The organism is Arthrobacter sp. 05N33_2 (assembly GCF_056397425.1).
On sequence record NZ_JBFTNJ010000029.1, the window covers coordinates 1 to 19,185 of the forward strand.

Below are 19,185 nucleotides of genomic sequence, written 5' to 3' on the forward strand. Positions count from 1 at the left end.
CCACAGCGGAGCGCTTGCCGGCACCGGCCTCGAGGAACGCGCCGAGTTCGGCTGCGTCCGCCGGGATCACGAAGTCCGGGATGTCGAGGCTTTCCCGCTCGGCTTCGGTGACTTCACTGCCGTAGAGGGCGAAGAGCCGGGTCCGGATGGTCTTGAATTCCAGGGCGTCGAACAGCTCCTCGAGGGCGGCCTGGTCCGGCCGCGGGTCCGCGAGCTCGTCCAGCGTCACTGGCAGATCCAGGTCGGTGTGCAGCCTGTTGAGGCGCCGGTTGCGCTTGACGTCGTCAACGTATTCGCGCAGGGAGTCCCCCACCTTYCCGCCGATCGCGTCGAGRTTCTCCAGGACMCCCTCCAGYCCGCCGTAAAGGTTGATCCAYTTSGCTGCCGTCTTGGGGCCGACGCCGGGAACRCCSGGGAGGTTGTCSGCGGAYTCCCCYACCAGSGCGGCGAGGTCCGAGTACTGGGCCGGGCTGACGAAGTACTTCTCCTGGATGGCGTCCGCGTCCATGCGGGGAATATCGCTGACACCCTTCTTGGGGTACAGGACGAAAACGTTGTCGGTGATGAGCTGGAAGGCGTCGCGGTCGCCTGAGACCAGCAGCACTTCGTAACCGGCCTTTTCCCCCATTGCGGCGAGGGTGGCCAGGATGTCGTCAGCTTCCCAACCGGGCATTTTGATGGTCTTGATGCCCCAGGCGCCCATGACCTTGTCGATGAGGTCGATCTGGCCGCTCATTTCCCGCGGGGTCTCGTTGCGTCCGCCCTTGTACTCGCTGTACTCGGCCTTGCGGTGCGTCGTGTCATCGGAGACGTCGAAGGCGACCGCCACGTGGGTGGGCTTTTGCTCCTTGATCAGGTTGATCAGCATGGACGTGAAGCCGTGGACGGCGTTCGTGTGCTGGCCCGTGGCGGTGGAGAACTTGTCCGCGGGCAGGGCGAAGAACGCCCGGAACGCCATGGAGTGTCCATCGAGCACGAGTAGCCGCGGCTGGTCCGTGATGGGAATCACGGGGGCTTCAGTGGCGGAAACCGACGCCGCGGCCCGGCTGGATTTTCCGGCACGCTTGGCCGCAACCCCTGAATCCGGCTCAGCTGCCAGGAGTTGGTCTGCGGCAGTGTCCGCGGAAAGGGAGGCTGCATTCTCGAGGGCAAGGGCCGGTTTGGTAGTTTCACTCACAGGTGCCAGCCTAGTTCCCATGATGGACAATTTCACGCCCGGCCCGTACGCGGCCGAGCTCGCTGCGGCCGGTGTTCCCGAGGAGATGCACGATTGGCTGGGCCAGTACGGCGTCGGAGCCCTTGTGGTGAAGATGGGGATCCGCTTCCTCGAGATGAGCCCGGAGCGCACTGTGGCCACCATGCCGGTGGCGGGGAACACCCAGGTGGCAGGCATCCTGCACGGCGGGGCCCACGTGGTCCTGGCCGAAACCCTGGGTTCGTTCGCGGCGGGCATGCACGCCGGACCGGACCGGCAGGCGCTCGGGATCGAGGTCGGGGCGACGCACCACCGGGCGATCTCCGAGGGCACCGTCACCGGCACCTGCACGGCCATTCACCTCGGCCGGACGCTCGCCACCCACGAAATCGTGATGACCGACGAACGCGGCCGGCGGCTCTCCACCGCCCGGATCACGAACCTGATCCGCGATATCGCGCGCTAGGTCCGCGATAACGCGGAGGGCGACCGGCCCGGCGGCGCCGGATCCGGCTAGGGCCGGGCCGCGAAGCGGTAGCGCAGCTCCACGATGCCCCGGCCCAAGGTGCGGGAAGATGTCAACTCGAGCGGCGGCGTCGGGCCCGCCATGGGCAGCAACTGTTTGCCGCCGCCCAGGACCACGGGAATGACCGAGACAATCAGTTCGTCCAGCAGCCCGGCGTCAGCGAACTGCGCTGCGAGCACGCCTCCACCCACAACCCAGACGTTTCGGCCGCCGGCCGCTTCTTTGAGGTCGTCCACGAACTCGCCTACCGCCCCGCGCACGAACGTCACATCCGCGCCCTTCGGGGCGGCGTGCTCGTGACGGGTGAAGACCCAGGAGGGTGTGCCCGGATACGGCCAGGTGTCCGGTTCGTGCTCCCGAAGCCAGGCGTAGGTCTCGCCGCCCATGACGATGCAGCCGACGTCGGCCATGAACCCGTCATAGCTGTCCTGTCCGCCCTCAAAGCCGTCGAACWGCAGCAGCCAGGCGAGATTGTCGTCGGCAGTGGCGATAAACCCGTCGAGTGAGGACGCCACGAAGTATTGGAAGCTCACCATGGCCCCAGCCTAGCCACTGCGGTGGCCGGTGTCCCATCCCCGTGACGCAACGGCTGCACGGCCGCGGGGACGTCCTATTTGTGGAAGTAAGGAATGATCAGGTAGAGCCCGAAGAGAATGGCGGCGCCGCACAAAGCGAAGCACGTGTAAGCGAGCGGTCGGGTCCAGGCCGCCGGGGAGGTCCGGGTGTCCCCCGCGATGGCCGTGAGCCGGACGCCGAGGGAGTAGAGAACCACCACGGTTACAGCGGACACAAGCGTGGCACTCGCCACGCTGAACAGTTCCAGCCATTTCATCGCTGGGCACCGCCGTTCTTGATCGACTTGGTGGCGGACTTTTTCTTGCGGAACTGCACGGCCTGGCCGACTTCCTCGATCTCGACGGCGTTGTTGCTGCCCACAGGCGACTTCCGTGAGCGCACAAACATGTAGGCCACTGCGGCGGTGCCGGCAGTTGCCGCGATGATCACGCCTACGACCCCGGTCTGCACGAGCAGAGCCGTCAGCGCGCCCATGATTCCGGCGGCCGGCAGCGTGAACAGCCAGCCAATGGCAATCCGGCCGGCGGTTCCCCACCGCACCGTAGTGCCGCGGCGTCCCATGCCGGAGCCCACGACCGAGCCGGAGGCCACCTGCGTGGTGGACAGGGCGAAGCCCAGGTGCGAGGACGCCAGAATGGCTGTGGCGGTGCTGGTCTCGGCGGCAAAGCCCTGGGCGGGCTTTACTTCGGTGAGCCCCGAGCCCATGGTGCGGATGATCCGCCACCCGCCGGAATACGTGCCGATCGCGATGGCGAAGGCACAGGCGGTGATAACCCACCACTCCGGACCGGAGCCGGCAGGCTGCAGGCCGGCGGAGATCAGGACCAGGGTGATGATGCCCATCGTCTTCTGGGCGTCGTTGGTGCCGTGGGCCAACGCCACGAGGCTGGACGTGAAGACTTGACCGGTCCGGAATCCGCCGCGCTTCTGCGTGAGCTTGTCCCCGGTTTCGGGGTCATGGCGGGCGGTCAGGCCGTACGCCAGCCGCGTGCACAAGTAGGCTACGCCGCCCGCGATGATCGGGGCGAACACCGCGGGAAGAATGATCTTTTGGAGAATTGACTCGAAGTTGATCGCGTGGATGCCGATACCGGCAATCGCGGCCCCGATCAGGCCGCCGAAGAGGGCGTGGGAGGAACTGGACGGCAGGCCCTTGAGCCAGGTGATCATGTTCCAGAGGATGGCGCCCATCAGCCCGGCGAAGATGATGTCCGGGGTGATCTGGACCCCGTCCGAGCCTTCCTTGATGATGCCGCCCGAGACGGTCTTGGCGACTTCCGTGGAGAGGAACGCTCCCACGAGGTTCAGCACCGCCGCGAGGGCAACTGCTGTTTTCGGTTTGATGGCGCCGGTCGCGATGGGGGTAGCCATGGCGTTCGCGGTGTCATGAAATCCGTTGGTGAAGTCGAAGAACAGCGCCAGCGATATCACTAGCGCCACCATTACGGTGATTTCCACCTGTTGCCCAATCTGAAGTGTTCACGGTCGGCAGTTCCACATCCCCGTTGCTGCATGGCCACGACGTCCATTCGATGCCTGATCAGATGAATTCGGGGGCGCTAACGCGATTTGAAACCTTATCGATGGTACGTGGGAAAGACGGCTGGGCAAAACATGCCAGAAGTCCCTAAATTCAGTCCTCCTGTGCGGCACGGGCCTTCACGGTGCCGGTCACAGCGGGCACCGCCCGGCTCCGCCGGCTGCGGCCCAGCTCAGACGGCCCGGCGGACGTCCGGCGCCGGGCCCGCGCCGAGCATCGAAGCGATCCTGTCCTCCAGCGCCGCTAGCGTCGCCTCGGGCAGCACGATGAGCCCGTCGAGTTCCCGGCGGGCGCGGCGGTAGGCCGTCTGCCGCTCGGCGGGAGTTGCGGCCGCGTCCGACGCTATCCGCAGAAGTTTCCGGGCTGTCTCGAGCCGCTGGCGTTCGGGACCGGTGAACTTGCTGTCCCTGATCCGTTTGGCTTCCCGTTCGGCGACGTCGAATGCGAGCTCAAAGCTGGTCACGGCCGCCCGGTACTCCGCAAGCCGCGCGGCGGTCCTGACTTCCGCCGGGGCGGCGGGGCGTAGCCCGTCGGCCTCGCGTTTGGCCCGGAGGAAGGCCACGGTGAGGGGCTCCCGGACATCCGTCATGACCGGGTAGTCGATCAGCTTCCCCACGTCGAGTTCGTAATCCAGCCAGCGTTGGTTGACGGTGTCGTGCGCCTTCATGAGGGCCAGCACGTCGGCCTGGCTGGCCTGCTCTGCCTGCGCCGCCTGGTTCTTGAGCGTATAAAGCTCCACGCGGCGGCGGTGCCGGCGTTCGGCGGCTTTGGACCAGGACCGCGCCCACCCCCCGGCCAGTCCGCTCAGGGGAAAGACGAGCCACCAAAAGTGGGTGATGAAATTGAAGAAGGGGTCCACGGCATCATCCTCCCATCCGTTGGCGGCGCCGGAAAGCCCCCGCCAAAAGGGGGCTTTCCGGCCCGTTCCGGGACCTTGCCGGCACGGGTTGCTTGCCGGGCGGTCAGTCGCCGTGCTTGACCTTATGCACCTTCGTCACGATGGTGGGGCACGGCACGTTCAGGAGTACAGCGTGCGCGGTGGAGCCGAGCACGGTCCGGGAGAACCCGCCACGTCCGCGACTTCCAATCACCAGCTCCCTGGCGTCGGCGGCGATATCCACGAGGGCCTTCGCCGGTTCGGTGTTCGTCTCAAGGCGCTGATGGACCACCAGGTCGGGGTATTTGTCGCCGAGCCCGGCGACCGACTCGGCGAGAACAATCCGGTCCTCTTCGACGATGCTCTCGGCGAGACCACTGGTCGGCAGCTGCTTCTCGACCCACCGGGCAGGGCTCTTGAACGCGAGGACCACGGTGAGCTCGTCTCCACCCCGGTCAGCTTCGGCGGCCGCGAAGGCGACGGCCTGCAGCGACTCCTCGGAGCCGTCCACGCCGACCACGACGCCCTTTGCCCCGGTGGCCGGTTTCGCCGGCACGACGGCTACCGGGCATTCCGAGGCCGAGACAACCTGCAGGGCCCGGTCCGTCATGGGACCGCCGCCCATCCAATGTTTGTCATGGCCGCCAACCACGATCATGGCTGCCTCCTTGGAGACTTCCCGGAGCACCGAGCCGCCGCTGCCATGACGGAGCTGGATGTCGACAGTGACGTCCGGGGCCTGTTCACGGGCGGCCGTCTCAGCGTCCCGAAGCAGGTCCATCCCCGATTCCCGGATGATCTCGTGGTACTGAAAATCCGGTGACATCCAGCGGTCGTCCACCGCGTGGACGACCGTGACCGGGAGCTTGTCCCGGGCGGCCCGGTCAAGGGCCCAGGCCAGGGCGGCGTTGCTGCCTGCGGACCCGTTGATGCCGACGATGATTGCTTTGCTCATGCTGATTCCTGCTTTCCTGGAATGCACACCGGCCTAGAATCCGGTGGGCTCGGTCTCGAACTCCGGTTCGCGGGGCGGGCGTTCATGGTGCACCGGACGCAGCGCTGCGGTGTGTTCCAGCCAGATGAGGGCGTCGTAGCGCTCCCCCATCCGGGTCGGAACATAGTTTCCGGCGTCCCTTTCCGGGTGGTAGACGACGCCGATCGCCCGGTGTCCGAGCCATGTCGAAAGCCACGGCCCGGTCCTGTCGTCGCCGAACACCAGCACTGAGGGCACCCCCAGGGCCTGATGCAGGAAGTCTTCGTGGCTGCCCGGGCGCGCTTCCGGCACCGTCAGGATGCGTTCGGGGCGGCCCCACCCGTCGGAGGCGAGCACGGAGCCGCGGTGGGATGCGAAGCCGACCAGCAGCACGCCTTCGCCCGCGTGGCGTTCGCGCAGCAGCTGCCCGACGTTGACCAGGCCGTCCTGCGCCATGTCGGTGGCCCGGGCATCGCCGATGTGTGTGTTGTGTTCCCAGATCAGTCCCTTCGACGTCGGCCCGAGGTGCCTGCTGACCCGGTCGATGGTGTCGGCCATATGGTGGTCGCGGACGTTCCAGGACTGCCTGTCGCCGCGGACCATGATGCGGTAGTAGTGCTCGGCGTTGGCCGCGACTTCAGCGTTCTGGACGGCGTCGAAGGCGTCCTCCTCCTGCCGGCCGGGGCTGAAGGCCCGGTTCCTGACCTCGGTCAGGAGGGCCACGACGTCGGGCTCGCAGGACTGCGGCACCAGCCGCGTGCTCCAGGCATACTGGTGCGGGTCCTCGTGGTGGGGCAGGAAGCACTGCCAGGCGCGCTCCGCCGCGGGGACGGCGTCGGGAACGTTCGCCTGTAGCCAGCCGATGATTTCGCGCAGCGAATCCCAGAGCGAGTAGACATCCAGCCCGTAGAAGCCGACACGTTTGTCCAGCGGCCTGGCCAGGTTCCAGCTGCGCAGCCAGTCCAGGAACGCCGCGACTTCCTCGTTGGCCCACATCCAGGTTGGCCAGCGTTCGAAGCCGGCCAGCAGCGCGTGGACGCCCTGGTCCTTCCCCTCCTGGCCGCGGACCCATCGGTTGATCCGCCGGCAGTCGGGCCAGTCCCCTTCCACCCCAATCCAGTTGTAGCCTTCCTCCGCGATGAGCCGCCTGCTGAGGGTGTCGCGCCAGGTGTAGAACTCGTGGGTGCCGTGGGAGGCCTCGCCGATGGCGACAAAACGGCAGTCGGCCGCGCGCCGCACGAGGCCGTTGAGGTCCCGATCGGTTTTCAGCGGCCGGGCGAGATCGTGGACCTCCTTCAACACGGTGGTCCGGGTGACGGCCTCGGGGTTCATCTCGGATCCTCGATGTCGATCGTCTCCAGGTATTCGGGCACCCTGGCCCGCCAGCCGAGTTCGCGTTTGATCCTGATACGCAGGGCGTCGGACGCGTCCGGGTCACCGTGCGTGATGTAGGTCATCCGGGGCGCTACTTCTGCCGCCCTCATCCACGCGATGATGGCGTCGCCGTCGGCGTGCGCGGACAGGCTTTCCAACTGGATAACCTCGGCCCGCACCTTGACGTCTTCCCCGTAGATGCGCAACTCGCGTTCACCGGCAGCAAGGGTGGCCCCCCGCGTGCCGCTGGCCTGGTAGCCGCTGAGGATGATGGCGTTTTTTGGGTCGGGGCCGTACGCCGCGACGTGGTGCAGGATCCGTCCGCCCGTCAGCATGCCGCTGGCCGAGATGATGATCATGGGGCCGCCGCGCAGGTTCAGCAACTTGGATTCGTCCACGGTGCGGGTGAGTTTGGCCAGTTTGTACATGTCCACGTATTCCTCCCGCTTGAGCCGGTGTTCTTCGGGGTGGCGCTGGTACATTTCGGAGGCGTCGATGGCCATGGGGCTGTTTAGGTAGACCGGGATGCGAGGAATCGCGCCCTTGCGCAGGAGCCGGGACAGGTACAGCATCAGCGTTTCGGCCCGGCCGACGGCGAACGCGGCAAACATGATGACCCCTCCGCGTTTCGCGACGCGGTTGATGATCTCTCCCAGCAGCTTCTCCGGATCCTCAGTGGAGTGTTTCCGGTTGCCGTAGGTTGATTCGGTCACCAGGATGCCGGTTTCGCCGAGCGGGCGGGGCGGATACATGAACGGGTCATCGGCCCGGCCCAGGTCCCCGGTGAAGTGCACCGACTGGGAGCCAACCCGGACGTGCACCTGGGCGGCCCCCAGGATGTGTCCGGCCGGCACGAACGTCAACTCCATGCCACCGCCAAGGTCAAGGGGAACATCAAACCCGACGATTTTGAATCTGTTGAGGGACGCGACGGCGTCCGCAGCCGTGTAGAGGGGCAGGGCGGGATCATGCGCGGATGACCCCCGCTGCGAGGCATACCGGGCCTCCTCCTCCTGCAGGTGGCCGCTGTCCGGCAGGATGAGTTTGCATAGGTCTGTGGTGCCGGCCGTGGCGTACACGGGGCCGCCGAACCCGCCCCTGACCAGAGCAGGGACATATCCGGTGTGGTCCAGGTGCGCGTGGGTCAGCACCACGGCGTCGATGGACCGCGGCGGCACCGGAAAGGGCGCCCGGTTGCGCTCGCGGCTGCGCTTATAGCCCTGGAAGAGTCCGCAGTCCACCAGCACGCGCCCGCCGCCGGCGTCGATCAGGTAGCGTGAACCGGTCACGGTGTCGGTGGCACCAAGGAAGTTCAGGCTCGGCTGCTGCTGCTTCATGGCGCCCCCGTGGACCTTCTTCTTGCGTAAATTGCGCGTTAATTGCGCGCGAACCTGTGACCTGCGCAAACCTGTGACCAGCGCGAACCTGTGTCCTGAACGACCCCAGAGAAGTGCGCGGACCCGCGGCTCGCGGTGTACGCCCCAGCTTCCGCCCGGGCCTGCCGGGTGCCAAGGGCCAAAAGTCACCTCCGGGCCGGCGTCGGCCGCCGCCGGGGCCTCCGCGGCACGCGTCCAGGCGGGCCGCCCCCGGTAGGATTTCTTGATGGGCCCGGCCGGGCCCGAGGCCGGCAGCCCGGCACCGCCCAGCACAGCGCAGCCCAGACGCAAGGACACACCATGAGCACCAAATCCGCAGGGCCCAGGCGTCCCGACCGCCCCTGGACCCGCCACTACAGCCCCGGGGTTCCCGCCAGCCTCAAGCTCCCGGAAGGGTCCCTCGTTGACCTGATGGACTCGTCGGTCCGGCGCTACGGGAAGAAGACCGCACTGGAATTCTTCGGAGCGCGTACCAGCTACCGGGACCTCGGCACCGCCATCAACAGGGCGGCCGCGGGCCTGAGGAAGCTCGGCGTCCGGGCCGGTGACCGGGTGGCGCTGGTCCTGCCGAACTGCCCGCAACACATCATCGCTTTCCACGCGGCACTGCGCCTGGGCGCCGTGGTCGTCGAACACAACCCCTTATATACGGACCGTGAGCTGCGCCACCAGTTCGAGGACCATGGCGCCACCGTCGCCGTTGTCTGGGACAAGGCCGTGGACAAGGTCCGCCAACTGCCGGCCGACGTCGGGCTGCAGAGCATCGTCTCCGTTGAGCTGATTCCGGCGATGCCGCTGCTGCAACGGGTCGCGCTGCGGCTCCCCGTGCCGGCGGCCCGCGCCGCCCGCGCCGCCTTGACCGCCGGCAAGCACACGCGCCGGACCGTGGCGCAGCCGGCGCGCCGGACCGTGCTGGCGTGGAAAGACCTCCTTGGCGCAGGCGACCTGAAGAAAAAGCATCCGCGCCCGGCCGCCACTGACCTGGCTGTCATCCAATACACGAGCGGCACCACGGGCCGGCCCAAAGGCGCCATGCTGACCCATGCCAACCTGCAGGCCAATGCCGCGCAGGGCCGCGCCTGGGTGCCGGGGCTCAAGGACGGCCGGGAAACCGTGTACGCGGTGCTGCCGATGTTCCACGCCTACGGCCTGACGCTGTGCATGACGTTTGCCCTGAGCATCGGCGCGAGGCTGGTGCTCTTCCCTAAGTTCGACGTCGACCTCGTGCTGAAGGCACACAGGAAGTCGCCTGCCACATTCCTGCCGGCGGTGCCGCCGATCTACGACCGCATCGCCGCCGCAGCCGCCGAGCGCGGTATCGCGCTGGACAGCATCCGCTTTTCCATCTCGGGGGCGATGAACCTGCCGACGGCGACGGTGGACACGTGGGAGAAGGCGACCGGGGGCTACCTGATCGAGGGCTACGGGCTGACGGAAACCTCGCCCATCGCCTTGGGCAACCCCTTCGGTCCCAGCCGGAAACCGGGAACCGTGGGGGTCCCGTTTCCCCTGACGGACATTCGTGTGGTGGACCCGCGGAACGTCCTCCTGGACCGCGCCCCGGGAGAGGAGGGCGAGCTCCTGGTCCGCGGCCCGCAGGTCTTTGCCGGCTACTGGAACCGRCCGAAGGAGACCGAGGAGGCGCTGCTGGAGGGCGGCTGGTTCCGGACCGGTGACATCGTCTCGGTAGATAAGGATGATTTCGTGACCGTCCGGGACCGGATCAAGGAACTGATCATCACGGGGGGCTTCAACGTCTCCCCCACGGAAGTTGAAGATGTCCTCTCCGGGTACCCCGGTGTCCGGGACGTGTGCGTGGTGGGACTGCCCCGCCCGGGCGGCGGCGAAGACGTGGTTGCCGCCGTCGTCCCGTCCGCGGGCTCCGGCCTGGACCCGGAGGCGCTGCTGGCGTTTGGCCGGGAGAACCTGGCCGCCTACAAGGTGCCGCGCCGCGTTGCCGTGGTGGATGAGCTGCCGCGTTCGCTGATCGGCAAGGTCCTGCGCCGCGAGATCCGGGACACACTCGTGGCCGGCCGGTAGCTTACCTCCGGCCGGCCACTGGTGCGCTCAGTGTCCGGACTCCTCAGTGTCCTGAATCGTCGGGGCCCGGGGTCGTCGCGGTTGTGCCGCTACCCGAATCATCGCCGCCTTCCTCATGCGAGTGCGTCCCGCTGTCCCCCGCGGACGGTTCAGGCTCCGCCGGTTCCGGTTCGCGGGACATGTCCACTCCCTCCCCCGTGGTTGAACGGGGAGCCAGCGTCACGTCCGCTGGCTGGACCCCGGCGCCGCGGGCCATGCCGTTCCGCACGGATTCCACCAGCGAGTCGCTGAGCAGTGGTCCCGTGTACGTGACCGTCAGGGCTCCGCCATCCACCGACGTGCCGTAGTTCCCGAGCGCGTCCGAGAGAATGCCTTCCCTGGCGATGGAAGCGGCCAGGACTGCCGGATCGGCGGCAGCGACGCTGAACTGGAGGTCGTGGACCAGGACTGAGGCGACGTGGACATGCTCCACTCCGGGGTAGCTGCCCTCCGGGCCGAAGGCGCGCTCCGCCAGTCTCTCGGCGTCGTCGCTGGTGCTTCCGGGCGGAAGCGCCAGGATCAGTTCCGGCGCGAGGTGCTCCAGGATCGCTGGTTCGAGCACGTCCGGGGGGATGTCGGAAAGGACGATGCCGCCGGCAGCCGCGGTCTGCTCGAGCCGTGCGCGCGGCGCGCCTGGCTTTCCGCCCGCGGCGGGGTGGATGGCAATGACGGCGCGGCGTCGAACCATCAGCCCGTCGTGGCTCACGGCCGGGCGGCCGTTGCCGACGTCGGTCCCAGTCTCCAGGGACACGGGCGCGGCGCTCTGCACGGCTCCGGCGGTCGGCGAGGGCTGGGCCGGGGCCGGCGGTCCGCCTGTGCAGGCGCTCAGCGCCAGTACAAGCAGGGCCGCCGCGCCCAGCGTCCGAACGCGGGCCATCTCAGGTCCCCGCCGGCAGTCCGGGCCGGTACACCGGCGGGAACGCGTCCAGAGCAGTGGTGTCCAGGGTCGGCGGGTCGGAAGTGATGGGGTCGTTGGTGCGGAGGTCGCCCACGGAGAACTGCACCATCATGTCGTGGTCCTCATGGACCAGGTTGTGGCAGTGGATCATGTAACGCCCGCCCCCGCCGGTACCTGTGTCGAACTGCATGAGGGCGGTGATGGACTCGTTCTCGCCGGCGTAGAAGACATCCTTGGGGCCCTTTTCCCAGGCAAACGGCAGGCCGCCGTTGGTGTTTCTCGCGATGATCTTGGCGTCAATGAGGTGGATGTGTACCGGATGGAACCATCCCCCGGACGCGTTGATGATGGTCCATTGCTCGACGTCGAAGGGCTGGGGGTTGCCGAACAGCTTGGTGAACCCGGACTTCTCCACGTCGGCCCACGTGACGCCGTTGACGGTCCACTCGCCGTGGTCCCGGAAGAATCTCAGCTCGCGCTTCGCCTTGGCCATCGCCGGGGTGAGGCTCATGGTGGGGATGCCCCCCTTGGAGGCGTTGACGGAGCCGCCGTCGTCCAGGGTGGCCGGGATGCTGGAAATGGAGCCGGCCCCGGACCCGGAGTCGGCCACTACCTGGAAGCGCATGATTTTGTTGGTGTTCGCGAAGTCGATGTTGTTCTTGTTACTGAGGTTCCGCAGCTCGATCAACTGGCCGGTCCGGTATTTCCGGAAATCGATCAGCACCTCATAGCGTTCCGCGGTGCCCTGCCGCCACGATTTCACGGCCTCCACTTTGGGCGTCATGCCGGCGTCGGTGCCCACCACGTAGATGGGGTCTCCGGTGGACAACGTGGGCCGGTAGGACCGTGAAATCGAGGCGTCGAGTACCCGGAAGCGGTAGATCCGGGGCTTGACCTTCATGGTGGGCCACGGCACGCCGTTGACCATGATGATGTCGCCCCAGAGGCCCTTGACGTCGTTGTCGTTGTAGGCGAGGGATCCGTCGGCGTTGAACATGGCGTCTGAGATCATGAGTGGTACGTCGAATTCGCCCTGCGGCAGTTGGGCACGCTCAAACTTGTCGGACAGTGGATAGAAGGCCGCGAGCCCCGAATACACGTTCTGGGCGGTGATGTGGTGCTTATGGTCGTGGTACCAGAGGGTCCGAGCCGTCTGAAAGTTGGGGTACCGGTAGTTCTTGACGTTTCCCGGGACGGTGATGTCGTTGGCGTAGCCGTCGTACTGCGGCAGCGACGCTGAGCCGTGCAGGTGGGTGACGGTATCAAAGCGGGCCGGCTGAACCAGCCCGGCGGCGGGCAGCGCGTTGCGGATCCGCACCTCGATCCGGGTGCCCTGGGTGGCCCGGATGGTTGGGCCGGGGAAGATGCCGTTGTAGCCCGCGACGGTGGTGTTCAGTCCGGGCAGGAAGTGGGCCTGGCCGAGCTTCTGGGTAAGGGCGTACCGGGCGAAAGGACGGGCCGGGTCGCCGCCGTCGAAGCCCGTCTGAAAGGGGACCAGTTCCGGCGGGCGGCGGAATACTCCCGCATAGGGAACAGGCATGTTCTGCGGTGCAAGAAGACTGGCAGTGACCGGCGTCGCGGCCGGCGCGGTGGTGCCCGTCGTCGGGATGTCGTCGTCGCCGCCTTTGAAACCGGCAAGGCCGAGGGCGCCGACAGCGCCCAGTTTGAAAATTTCTCGTCGTGTAGTCATGGCCCCTCCAAGTGGGCAATAGTGCTGTATACCGTGTCGGAAAGTGGCTTTCCAACAAGTGAGGAAGCCGGCTGGCGGACCGTAGCGGCCCCGCCAGCCGGCGTTCTCAGACTGCTGTTACAGTGCTGTTCCCGTGGTGAATGTCCACGAACGGCTGGGCAACGGGTTGCCTGCCAGATCGCGGATCCGGGTGGTGCCACCGGTGATGATGACCCTGTACTGCGTGCTGGCGAGAAGCGTCGCACTGGGGTTGATTGTCAGCACCCTGGTTGTGGCGTTGTACGTCACCGCGACCGCGATGTCGGCCCCGGTGGAGGCCCGGACGATCCGGACACTGCCTGCAGTGGTGTACCCGGTGATGGGCTCACTGAACGTCACCGTCGTGTTGCTGTTCCGCAACACCCCAATGGCTCCCGCAGCGGGGGTCGTGGAGGTGATGACCGGAAGAGGTCCCGACGTGAATGTCCACGTGCTCGTCGCCATCGTGTTGCCCGCAAGGTCACGGACGCCGGAGACGGTCACGGTGTAGAGGCGGTCTGCCGGAAGCGTTGCGACCGGGTTGAGCGTCGCGACGCGGGTCAGCGAATTGTAGGAGACGACGGCGGCGATCGCCGTGGTGCCCTGCCGCAGTTGGAAGTTCGTTCCCGTCACCCCCGTCACCGCTTCGCTAAACGTTGCCGTCACGTTGGCGCCCTGGCTGACCGAGAATGCCCCCGGTGCAGGGGACCGCGCTGTCAGGGTGGGAGCCACGAATTCGGTACGTGGTGTCACCGCTGCGGTGCGGGCTGAGAATCCGCCCGTACCCACTGCGTTGACGGCGGCGACATCGAACGTGTACGCCGTCCCGTTGGTCAGGCCCGTCACGACGACGAGTCCGACGTTTCCGGTGACTGCCTGCGTCTTGATCAGGGCAGTTCCGGCGAAGGCCCGCACCGAGTAGCCGGTGATGGGCGATCCGCCGGTGTTCGTCGGAGCGGTCCACCTCACGGTCACCGAGGCATTCCCTGCCGTGGTCGTCCCGATGGCGGGCGCTCCCGGTACGGTTGCCGTCGTCGGGCTCACCGTGTTGGAGAGTGCCGAGAACGGGCTGTCACCGAGGGCGTTGCTGGCCAGCACCTGGAACCGGTACTGGGATCCGTTGGTCAGACCGGTTACCACCAGGCTGGTGGCGCCTGCCGGAGCGGTGCGCAGGGCACCGACCTGGACGCCGGCCGGGTTAGTCGTCACGTCGAGCACCTTCACGGAAAAGGCGTCGGMAGGCCCGACCGTCGGGGCCGTCCAGCGAACCGTTGCCTGCCCGGGGCCGGCGGTTGCCGTGCCGATGACCGGAGCGCCTGGCAGTACGGTGTCGGAGAACTGCAGGAACTCGATGTTGCGGATCRTATCCGTGCCATCGACTCCAACGTTGTCCACCACCGTGGTGGTTGAGCCAGCCGAACCGATGGTGCCGGTGCCGCCTGTCGTGGTGATGGTGTAGTTGGCCCGCGGTCCGGAGAAGATCGCGACGTCCCGGTTGCCCGCGGTTTCGAGGGCGGTGGGGGTGACGAGTTCGCGGACAGCCACCAGGTTCCCCGGGTTGACGACGCCGGCCGCTACTGCGGCCGCCAGGGTCTGCGGGTTACCTGCCTGGTACGGGCGCTCCATGAGGTCGGTGGTGCCGATCTCTGCGCCCGCGTTGTCCCGCACGCTGATGCGGATCTTCAGGTACCGGTCGCCGTCGATGACGTCGTTGCCGCCCCTGCCCTCGAGCTTGTCGCTGCCGAGGCCGCCGACAAGGATGTTACCGTCGCCCCAGACCGGACCGGTCAGCGGGCAGACGCCCATCGGTGAGAGTGCCTCGACCGGCGCAAGCGGGGTGGTCGGTGCCGGCAGGATAGCCTGCAGGCCGGCGATCCGGTTGATGCCCGTCTGGTCGAGGACGTCGCAGCCACTGAAGCCTGCACCACCTACGGTGCTGGGCACTGCGTCGTCGCCACGGATGACGTCGTCGAACTTGGAACCGGAGTTGGCTTCCACTTCCTGCCACCGGTCGCGGTTGACCACGACGGGCAGCGGAACACCAACGAGGTTGTTGTTGATCTTCATGTCGTCGTCGGCTGCTACGGTGTCGTACTGGTGCGTGGCCCAGTCGAAGCCGGCAGCACCGGCGTAGCGGTCGATGGCCGCGTTGGACGTCATGATGTCGTCGCCACCCTCGGCGTCGTAGTCGTTCTCGCCAACCTGTCCAACGAAGATGTCGTTTCCGGGCTTCGTCTGGGCCGGGTCGTCGAAGAACGGAGCACCGTGATCGCCGATCAGCAGGTCCTGGCCGGAACCGCCTTGGATCCAGTCATCGCCGCCGTCACCGAACGTCGCATCGGCACCGTCACCGGACTGCACGAAGTCGTTTCCTTCGCCGRCAAACGTTTCGTTGTCGTTGGCGCCGCCGTTGGTGAAGTCCTGGCCGTCGCCGCCCATGTTGATGTCGTCTCCGATACCGGAGTTGAGGTAGTCGTTACCCGGACCGCCCTTGAGGACGTCGGCCCCGGACAGATCGGTGATCCTATCGTTGCCGTCGCCGCCGAGTGCGATGTCGTCGCCGCCGTTGCCTTCAATGACGTCGTCGCCTTCGTTGCCGAGGAACGTGTCGTTGTCGTTGCCGCCGGTGACCCGGTCAGCGTTGGCGGTGCCGTTGTACACCGATTGGCCGTTGATGCCGCTCGGATCGACCGTGTTCTTCTCCATGTACTGGATGGTGCCGTCCGGCTTGCGCAGGAGCAGCAGGTTCTCCTTGCACTCGCTGGTCGGGTCGTCGGCGACCGTGGCCCCCGAGGCCGTGTAGCCGGCCGGTGTACCGGCCAGGTTGCCCAGCTGGAACTTGCAGTCGGCGGTTCCGAAAGCATCCGCCTTGAGCGAGTGCGCATTGGTGTTGCGCATGATCATCTCCGCGAAGGAGTTGCTCTCCAGCTGCGACCGCAGGTTCATGCCCGGCGTGCGCGCCAGGTAGTACAGGCGGTCACCGTTCTGCAGGTCGGTCATCTGGTTCTCGAACACGTAGTTGAACGTGCTGCCCAAGAGTCCGCCGAAGAGGTTGGTCTTCTCCGCCAGGCCGCCAACCCAGAGGTCGACCCGGTTCAGGCCGGTCTCCTGGGTGGCCCACGGTCCGGCACTGTTCATGAAGTCGCTCATGTCAGCCGTGGGAGGAGTCGCCAGGGTGCCCGGATCGACGATTGCCTTGGCCGCTGCCCGCTTGCCCGCCAGCGTGGTTTCGCTGGTGATGGTCGGGTAGGTGCCGTAGGCGGCAACAAAGTTGACCAGCGATTCCGGGTGCTTGAGGTTCTGCCCGAAGTCGGCCCAGCTCGTATACGGAGCCAATTGAGCGTCGCCCGTGGCGTCGTTGATCTGGCGCCGCAGCTCATTGAGCGGCGGGACGCCTTCGGAACGTGMACGGGTCATGTTGATCGTCGCCAGGTCCAGGGGAAGACCCAGCAGGTTGTTGCGCAGCGTGCCCGTCACGAACTCGTCGAGTTCGTTGCCGACCTGGTCGCTCATGCCCATGACGATGCTGCCTGCGGCCTCTTCCGAGGTCAGGGACCCCGCCGATCCGCCGTTGGTGTACTCGGGCGGGTTCAGGAAGCCATGGAGCAGGGAAATGGAGTTGTCGGTGCCGTCCGCGTTGGTGCGCGAGATCGTCTCCGTCAGCATAGAGTGGCCGAAGCGGTAGACCGCGTGGGCGAACTCCGCCCTCACGGCCGCGTTGAGGTCCGTGTGGTAGACGTGGAAGGGCTGGATCGCGGGTTGGACCTTGCGGCCGAACTCCTCGAACACCAGGTGCTGGTATTCCATTTCCGTGACGAACCGTGCCGCCTGGAACAGCCGTTCGCCGTTCCAGCCGTTGGCACCGGCAGCCAGCTTCCACTCCGCCAGTGCGGCGACGCCCTTGGCCGAAGTGTCGTTGGTCAGGGTGTTCTCGATGTCCGCGACGAGCCGGTCATGCTCGGAGTGGAACACCTGGTGGATGGTGGTCAGTCCGATGTTTTCGTTGACGCGGCCGTCACCGGCACAGAAGTGCGCGTTGAGCATTTCGTCGTCGTAAGTCCCGGCGGGCTGGTTCGCAAAATCTGCCGAGGCCGTGTTGTCGCTGTCCGGGGTGGGCGCGACGGGCGGCGTGGCAGGGTTGTGGTCCGCGTCCTGCGGCGACGGGTCGGCGTTGTGCGCGATGTCGGTCAGGAACGGGGTGTCGAAGTACCGCACGTTTGCCGGCACCGGGACAGGATTTGCCGTGTTGCCCTCAACGAGTCCGGTCAGCGTGACGTACTGCGGCAGGCCCCGGGCGGGGCCGGGGATGAACTTGCCGTACGGGTCAGCTGCGATCATCGGGATGTTGGTGACGTCCTTGTCCTCGAGCTTGAGGCCAAGGAAGATCGCTGCTTGCGACTTGACGTCCGCCCACGTGGCCATGCCGCCGGCGGTGGGGCCGGCAGGACCGCCCAGGAGCTTGCCGGTTGAAACCGGCCTGCCGGCGGCGTTGTTGATGTACTCCCGCAGGAACACCTGGTGCGAGGGGTGGGACGTGTAGGTCTGGGACTGGTCCACGTAGGGCGAGTCCGTGTTGGCGGCTTCCTGGACGTCATCCGCGGTGCCGAGGATGCCGTCGTTGCCGGGCTGGTTCTGGGCCCGGGTGAGGACCATGAACGCGTTCGGGCTGTTGGGGGCCACTTCGTCACCGGTACCGGCCTTGCCATCAGGGCCTACGGTAATCAGCGGGTCGTCGGCCTTGAGCGGCACGAACACCGTTCCGCCGCCCTTGACCGTCTGGTCCACGCCGTGGTCGAAGAACTGACCGAACAGGGTGAACAGGGAGTTGTACGGCGGGGAGAGGCCGACGTCGGTGGTGACGTTGGGGATGAACAGCGTGTCACCCGTGGGGACGCAGCCGGCCGGCACAGCCTCGACCGGCGGAGTCGCCAAGGGGTCAGGATCAGTGGTGCAGGGGAACAGACCGGGGTTGCCCTGGGTCCGGACCGGGAACCCGGCAGCAGCCACGGCGGCTGGATTGGTGGAGGTCTGGTCCACGATCAGATTGCTGATCTGGCGGGGCTGGGCGTCGAACACATTGCCCGACTTCTGTGCGTAGGAGGACGTGCCGGCAGGGCCGAACCCTGCGGGGACGGCGTCGGCGGTGTTAAACGACGGCGTCGCGTGACGCGGGAATAGCTGATCGGCGGCCCCATACGTTTCGCGGCCCTTGATCAGGTTGTTGCAGGAGCCGTCAACCGTACGGAGGCCGTAGGAGGTGAGGGCGTCCGGGATCTGGTTGGGGCCTGGCCCGACCAGCGCCCCGCAAGGGCCGGTCGCCGACGTCGTATTCGCGACGTGCGCCTCGGCGATCTTGATTTGCTTGAGGATRTAGGCCAGGTCGGCCGCGGTGACGGTGAAGCCTGCGCCGACGGGTGCCGGCGCGGCGCTGGCGCCAAGCGCCGTTGTGGTGAGTCCAACAAAACTGAGCAAGGTCATCGCTGTCCCTGCCGCTACTGCGCGGGTCGGCCGGCTAAAGGCACGTCTTTGGCCTTCAACCTTCCTGCATGCGAACAAATTCATTGCACACCTGCCTCTTAGAGTGAGTGATGGTGCAACAGTGCTGGGTGATTCCTTGGGGAAAACTGGGACCGGTCGGTAACTTCGGATCCGGACCGCAGTCCGGTGCTTTCCGGGGCCTCTGGCCACCCGGACCATGCTCTGGGGCTACGTGCGCAGACGCTTTGGGCTACTCGCCCTGTGCTCGACGGCGCTGCCGCAGCCTACGCGGGAACGACTGCACGGGCGTACTGTCGACGAATAACGGCCGAGTAACGGATACCCCCCGAGGACCCGTTTTTTTGGCCTCCGCTACCTGAGGCCGGCGCACAGCAGATCCCCAGCTTGCGCCAAGGTGGTGCTGGTAATGGTGGCCCGCACAGGAGCTGGACGGTGCACTCGATAGTGGCGGCATAGGCCCCCGGGTTGCCTGGGCAGACCCGGGGGCTTTGCGACCGTTTGACCCTTCTGGACCAGCGGGCGACGGTGGGCGTTCGAATGCCGCTGGCTGGCCGAGCCGCGAGC

At 66.8% G+C, this 19,185-nt stretch carries 13 protein-coding genes; 2 read left to right on the plus strand and 11 right to left on the minus strand.

The genetic code is table 11. From position 1 onward, the window contains the following. Positions 1-958 (minus strand): 5'-3' exonuclease (locus AC1DHX_RS12785; protein ID WP_476900103.1); only part of this gene is annotated, 958 nt, incomplete at its 3' end. A gap of 238 nt (positions 959-1,196) precedes the next feature. Here AC1DHX_RS12785 and AC1DHX_RS12790 point away from each other — a divergent pair. Beyond that, complete coding sequence (locus AC1DHX_RS12790; RefSeq protein WP_476858618.1) at positions 1,197-1,661, plus strand: hotdog fold thioesterase; 465 nt, start codon at positions 1,197-1,199, stop codon at positions 1,659-1,661. Between the two features lie 47 nt (positions 1,662-1,708). Here the strand turns inward: AC1DHX_RS12790 and AC1DHX_RS12795 are convergent, their stop codons facing one another. The 7 genes from AC1DHX_RS12795 to AC1DHX_RS12825 form a co-directional block, all read right to left on the minus strand. Next, on the minus strand, positions 1,709-2,257 hold the full coding sequence (locus AC1DHX_RS12795) for a dihydrofolate reductase family protein (protein ID WP_476900096.1): 549 nt from the start codon (positions 2,255-2,257) through the stop codon (positions 1,709-1,711). Between the two features lie 74 nt (positions 2,258-2,331). Then, positions 2,332-2,553, minus strand: a complete 222-nt coding sequence (locus AC1DHX_RS12800; RefSeq protein ID WP_028276822.1) for a hypothetical protein — start codon at positions 2,551-2,553, stop codon at positions 2,332-2,334. Beyond that, positions 2,550-3,755, minus strand: coding sequence for an inorganic phosphate transporter (locus AC1DHX_RS12805; protein WP_230010221.1), 1,206 nt, complete (start codon positions 3,753-3,755; stop codon positions 2,550-2,552). The genes AC1DHX_RS12800 and AC1DHX_RS12805 overlap by 4 nt, the downstream gene beginning before the upstream one ends. A 254-nt stretch (positions 3,756-4,009) precedes the next feature. Next, complete coding sequence (locus AC1DHX_RS12810) at positions 4,010-4,696, minus strand: hypothetical protein (protein WP_223917392.1); 687 nt, start codon at positions 4,694-4,696, stop codon at positions 4,010-4,012. A 103-nt stretch (positions 4,697-4,799) separates the two neighbouring features. Continuing rightward, positions 4,800-5,669 (minus strand): universal stress protein, encoded by an 870-nt coding sequence (locus AC1DHX_RS12815; RefSeq protein ID WP_476858619.1) that lies wholly within the window; start codon positions 5,667-5,669, stop codon positions 4,800-4,802. A gap of 33 nt (positions 5,670-5,702) precedes the next feature. Beyond that, on the minus strand, positions 5,703-7,019 hold the full coding sequence (locus tag AC1DHX_RS12820; protein WP_476858620.1) for an erythromycin esterase family protein: 1,317 nt from the start codon (positions 7,017-7,019) through the stop codon (positions 5,703-5,705). Beyond that, positions 7,016-8,398: an MBL fold metallo-hydrolase gene (locus AC1DHX_RS12825; RefSeq protein ID WP_476858621.1), complete on the minus strand. Its 1,383-nt coding sequence runs from the start codon at positions 8,396-8,398 to the stop codon at positions 7,016-7,018. The genes AC1DHX_RS12820 and AC1DHX_RS12825 overlap by 4 nt, the downstream gene beginning before the upstream one ends. Before the next feature lie 339 nt (positions 8,399-8,737). On the opposite strand from AC1DHX_RS12825, the gene AC1DHX_RS12830 reads away from it, so the two are divergent. Further along, positions 8,738-10,477: a long-chain-fatty-acid--CoA ligase gene (locus AC1DHX_RS12830; RefSeq protein WP_476858622.1), complete on the plus strand. Its 1,740-nt coding sequence runs from the start codon at positions 8,738-8,740 to the stop codon at positions 10,475-10,477. A 43-nt stretch (positions 10,478-10,520) separates the two neighbouring features. On the opposite strand, the gene AC1DHX_RS12835 is transcribed toward AC1DHX_RS12830, so the two are convergent. The 3 genes from AC1DHX_RS12835 to AC1DHX_RS12845 all read right to left on the minus strand — a co-directional run bounded on the left by AC1DHX_RS12835 (position 10,521) and on the right by AC1DHX_RS12845 (position 18,600). After that, entirely contained in the window at positions 10,521-11,393 is an 873-nt protein-coding gene (locus AC1DHX_RS12835) for a hypothetical protein (RefSeq protein WP_476858623.1), read from the minus strand. 1 nt (position 11,394) lies between these two features. Next, a complete protein-coding gene (locus AC1DHX_RS12840) occupies positions 11,395-13,104 on the minus strand; it encodes a multicopper oxidase family protein (protein WP_476858624.1) in 1,710 nt (569 codons plus the stop codon). A gap of 117 nt (positions 13,105-13,221) precedes the next feature. Further along, positions 13,222-18,600 carry a peroxidase family protein gene (locus AC1DHX_RS12845; protein WP_476900097.1) on the minus strand — a complete coding sequence of 1,793 codons (5,379 nt, stop codon included), beginning with the start codon at positions 18,598-18,600 and terminating at the stop codon, positions 13,222-13,224. Positions 18,601-19,185 lie beyond the last annotated feature (585 nt).

Bases quoted from the DNA above. Each gene is read 5' to 3' on its own strand.
- AC1DHX_RS12790 (WP_476858618.1), top strand. From the start codon at position 1,197: ATGATGGACAATTTCACGCCCGGCCCGTACGCGGCCGAGCTCGCTGCG.
- AC1DHX_RS12800 (WP_028276822.1), bottom strand. From the start codon at position 2,553: ATGAAATGGCTGGAACTGTTCAGCGTGGCGAGTGCCACGCTTGTGTCC.
- AC1DHX_RS12815 (WP_476858619.1), bottom strand. From the start codon at position 5,669: ATGAGCAAAGCAATCATCGTCGGCATCAACGGGTCCGCAGGCAGCAAC.
- AC1DHX_RS12820 (WP_476858620.1), bottom strand. From the start codon at position 7,019: ATGAACCCCGAGGCCGTCACCCGGACCACCGTGTTGAAGGAGGTCCAC.
- AC1DHX_RS12825 (WP_476858621.1), bottom strand. From the start codon at position 8,398: ATGAAGCAGCAGCAGCCGAGCCTGAACTTCCTTGGTGCCACCGACACC.
- AC1DHX_RS12835 (WP_476858623.1), bottom strand. From the start codon at position 11,393: ATGGCCCGCGTTCGGACGCTGGGCGCGGCGGCCCTGCTTGTACTGGCG.
- AC1DHX_RS12840 (WP_476858624.1), bottom strand. From the start codon at position 13,104: ATGACTACACGACGAGAAATTTTCAAACTGGGCGCTGTCGGCGCCCTC.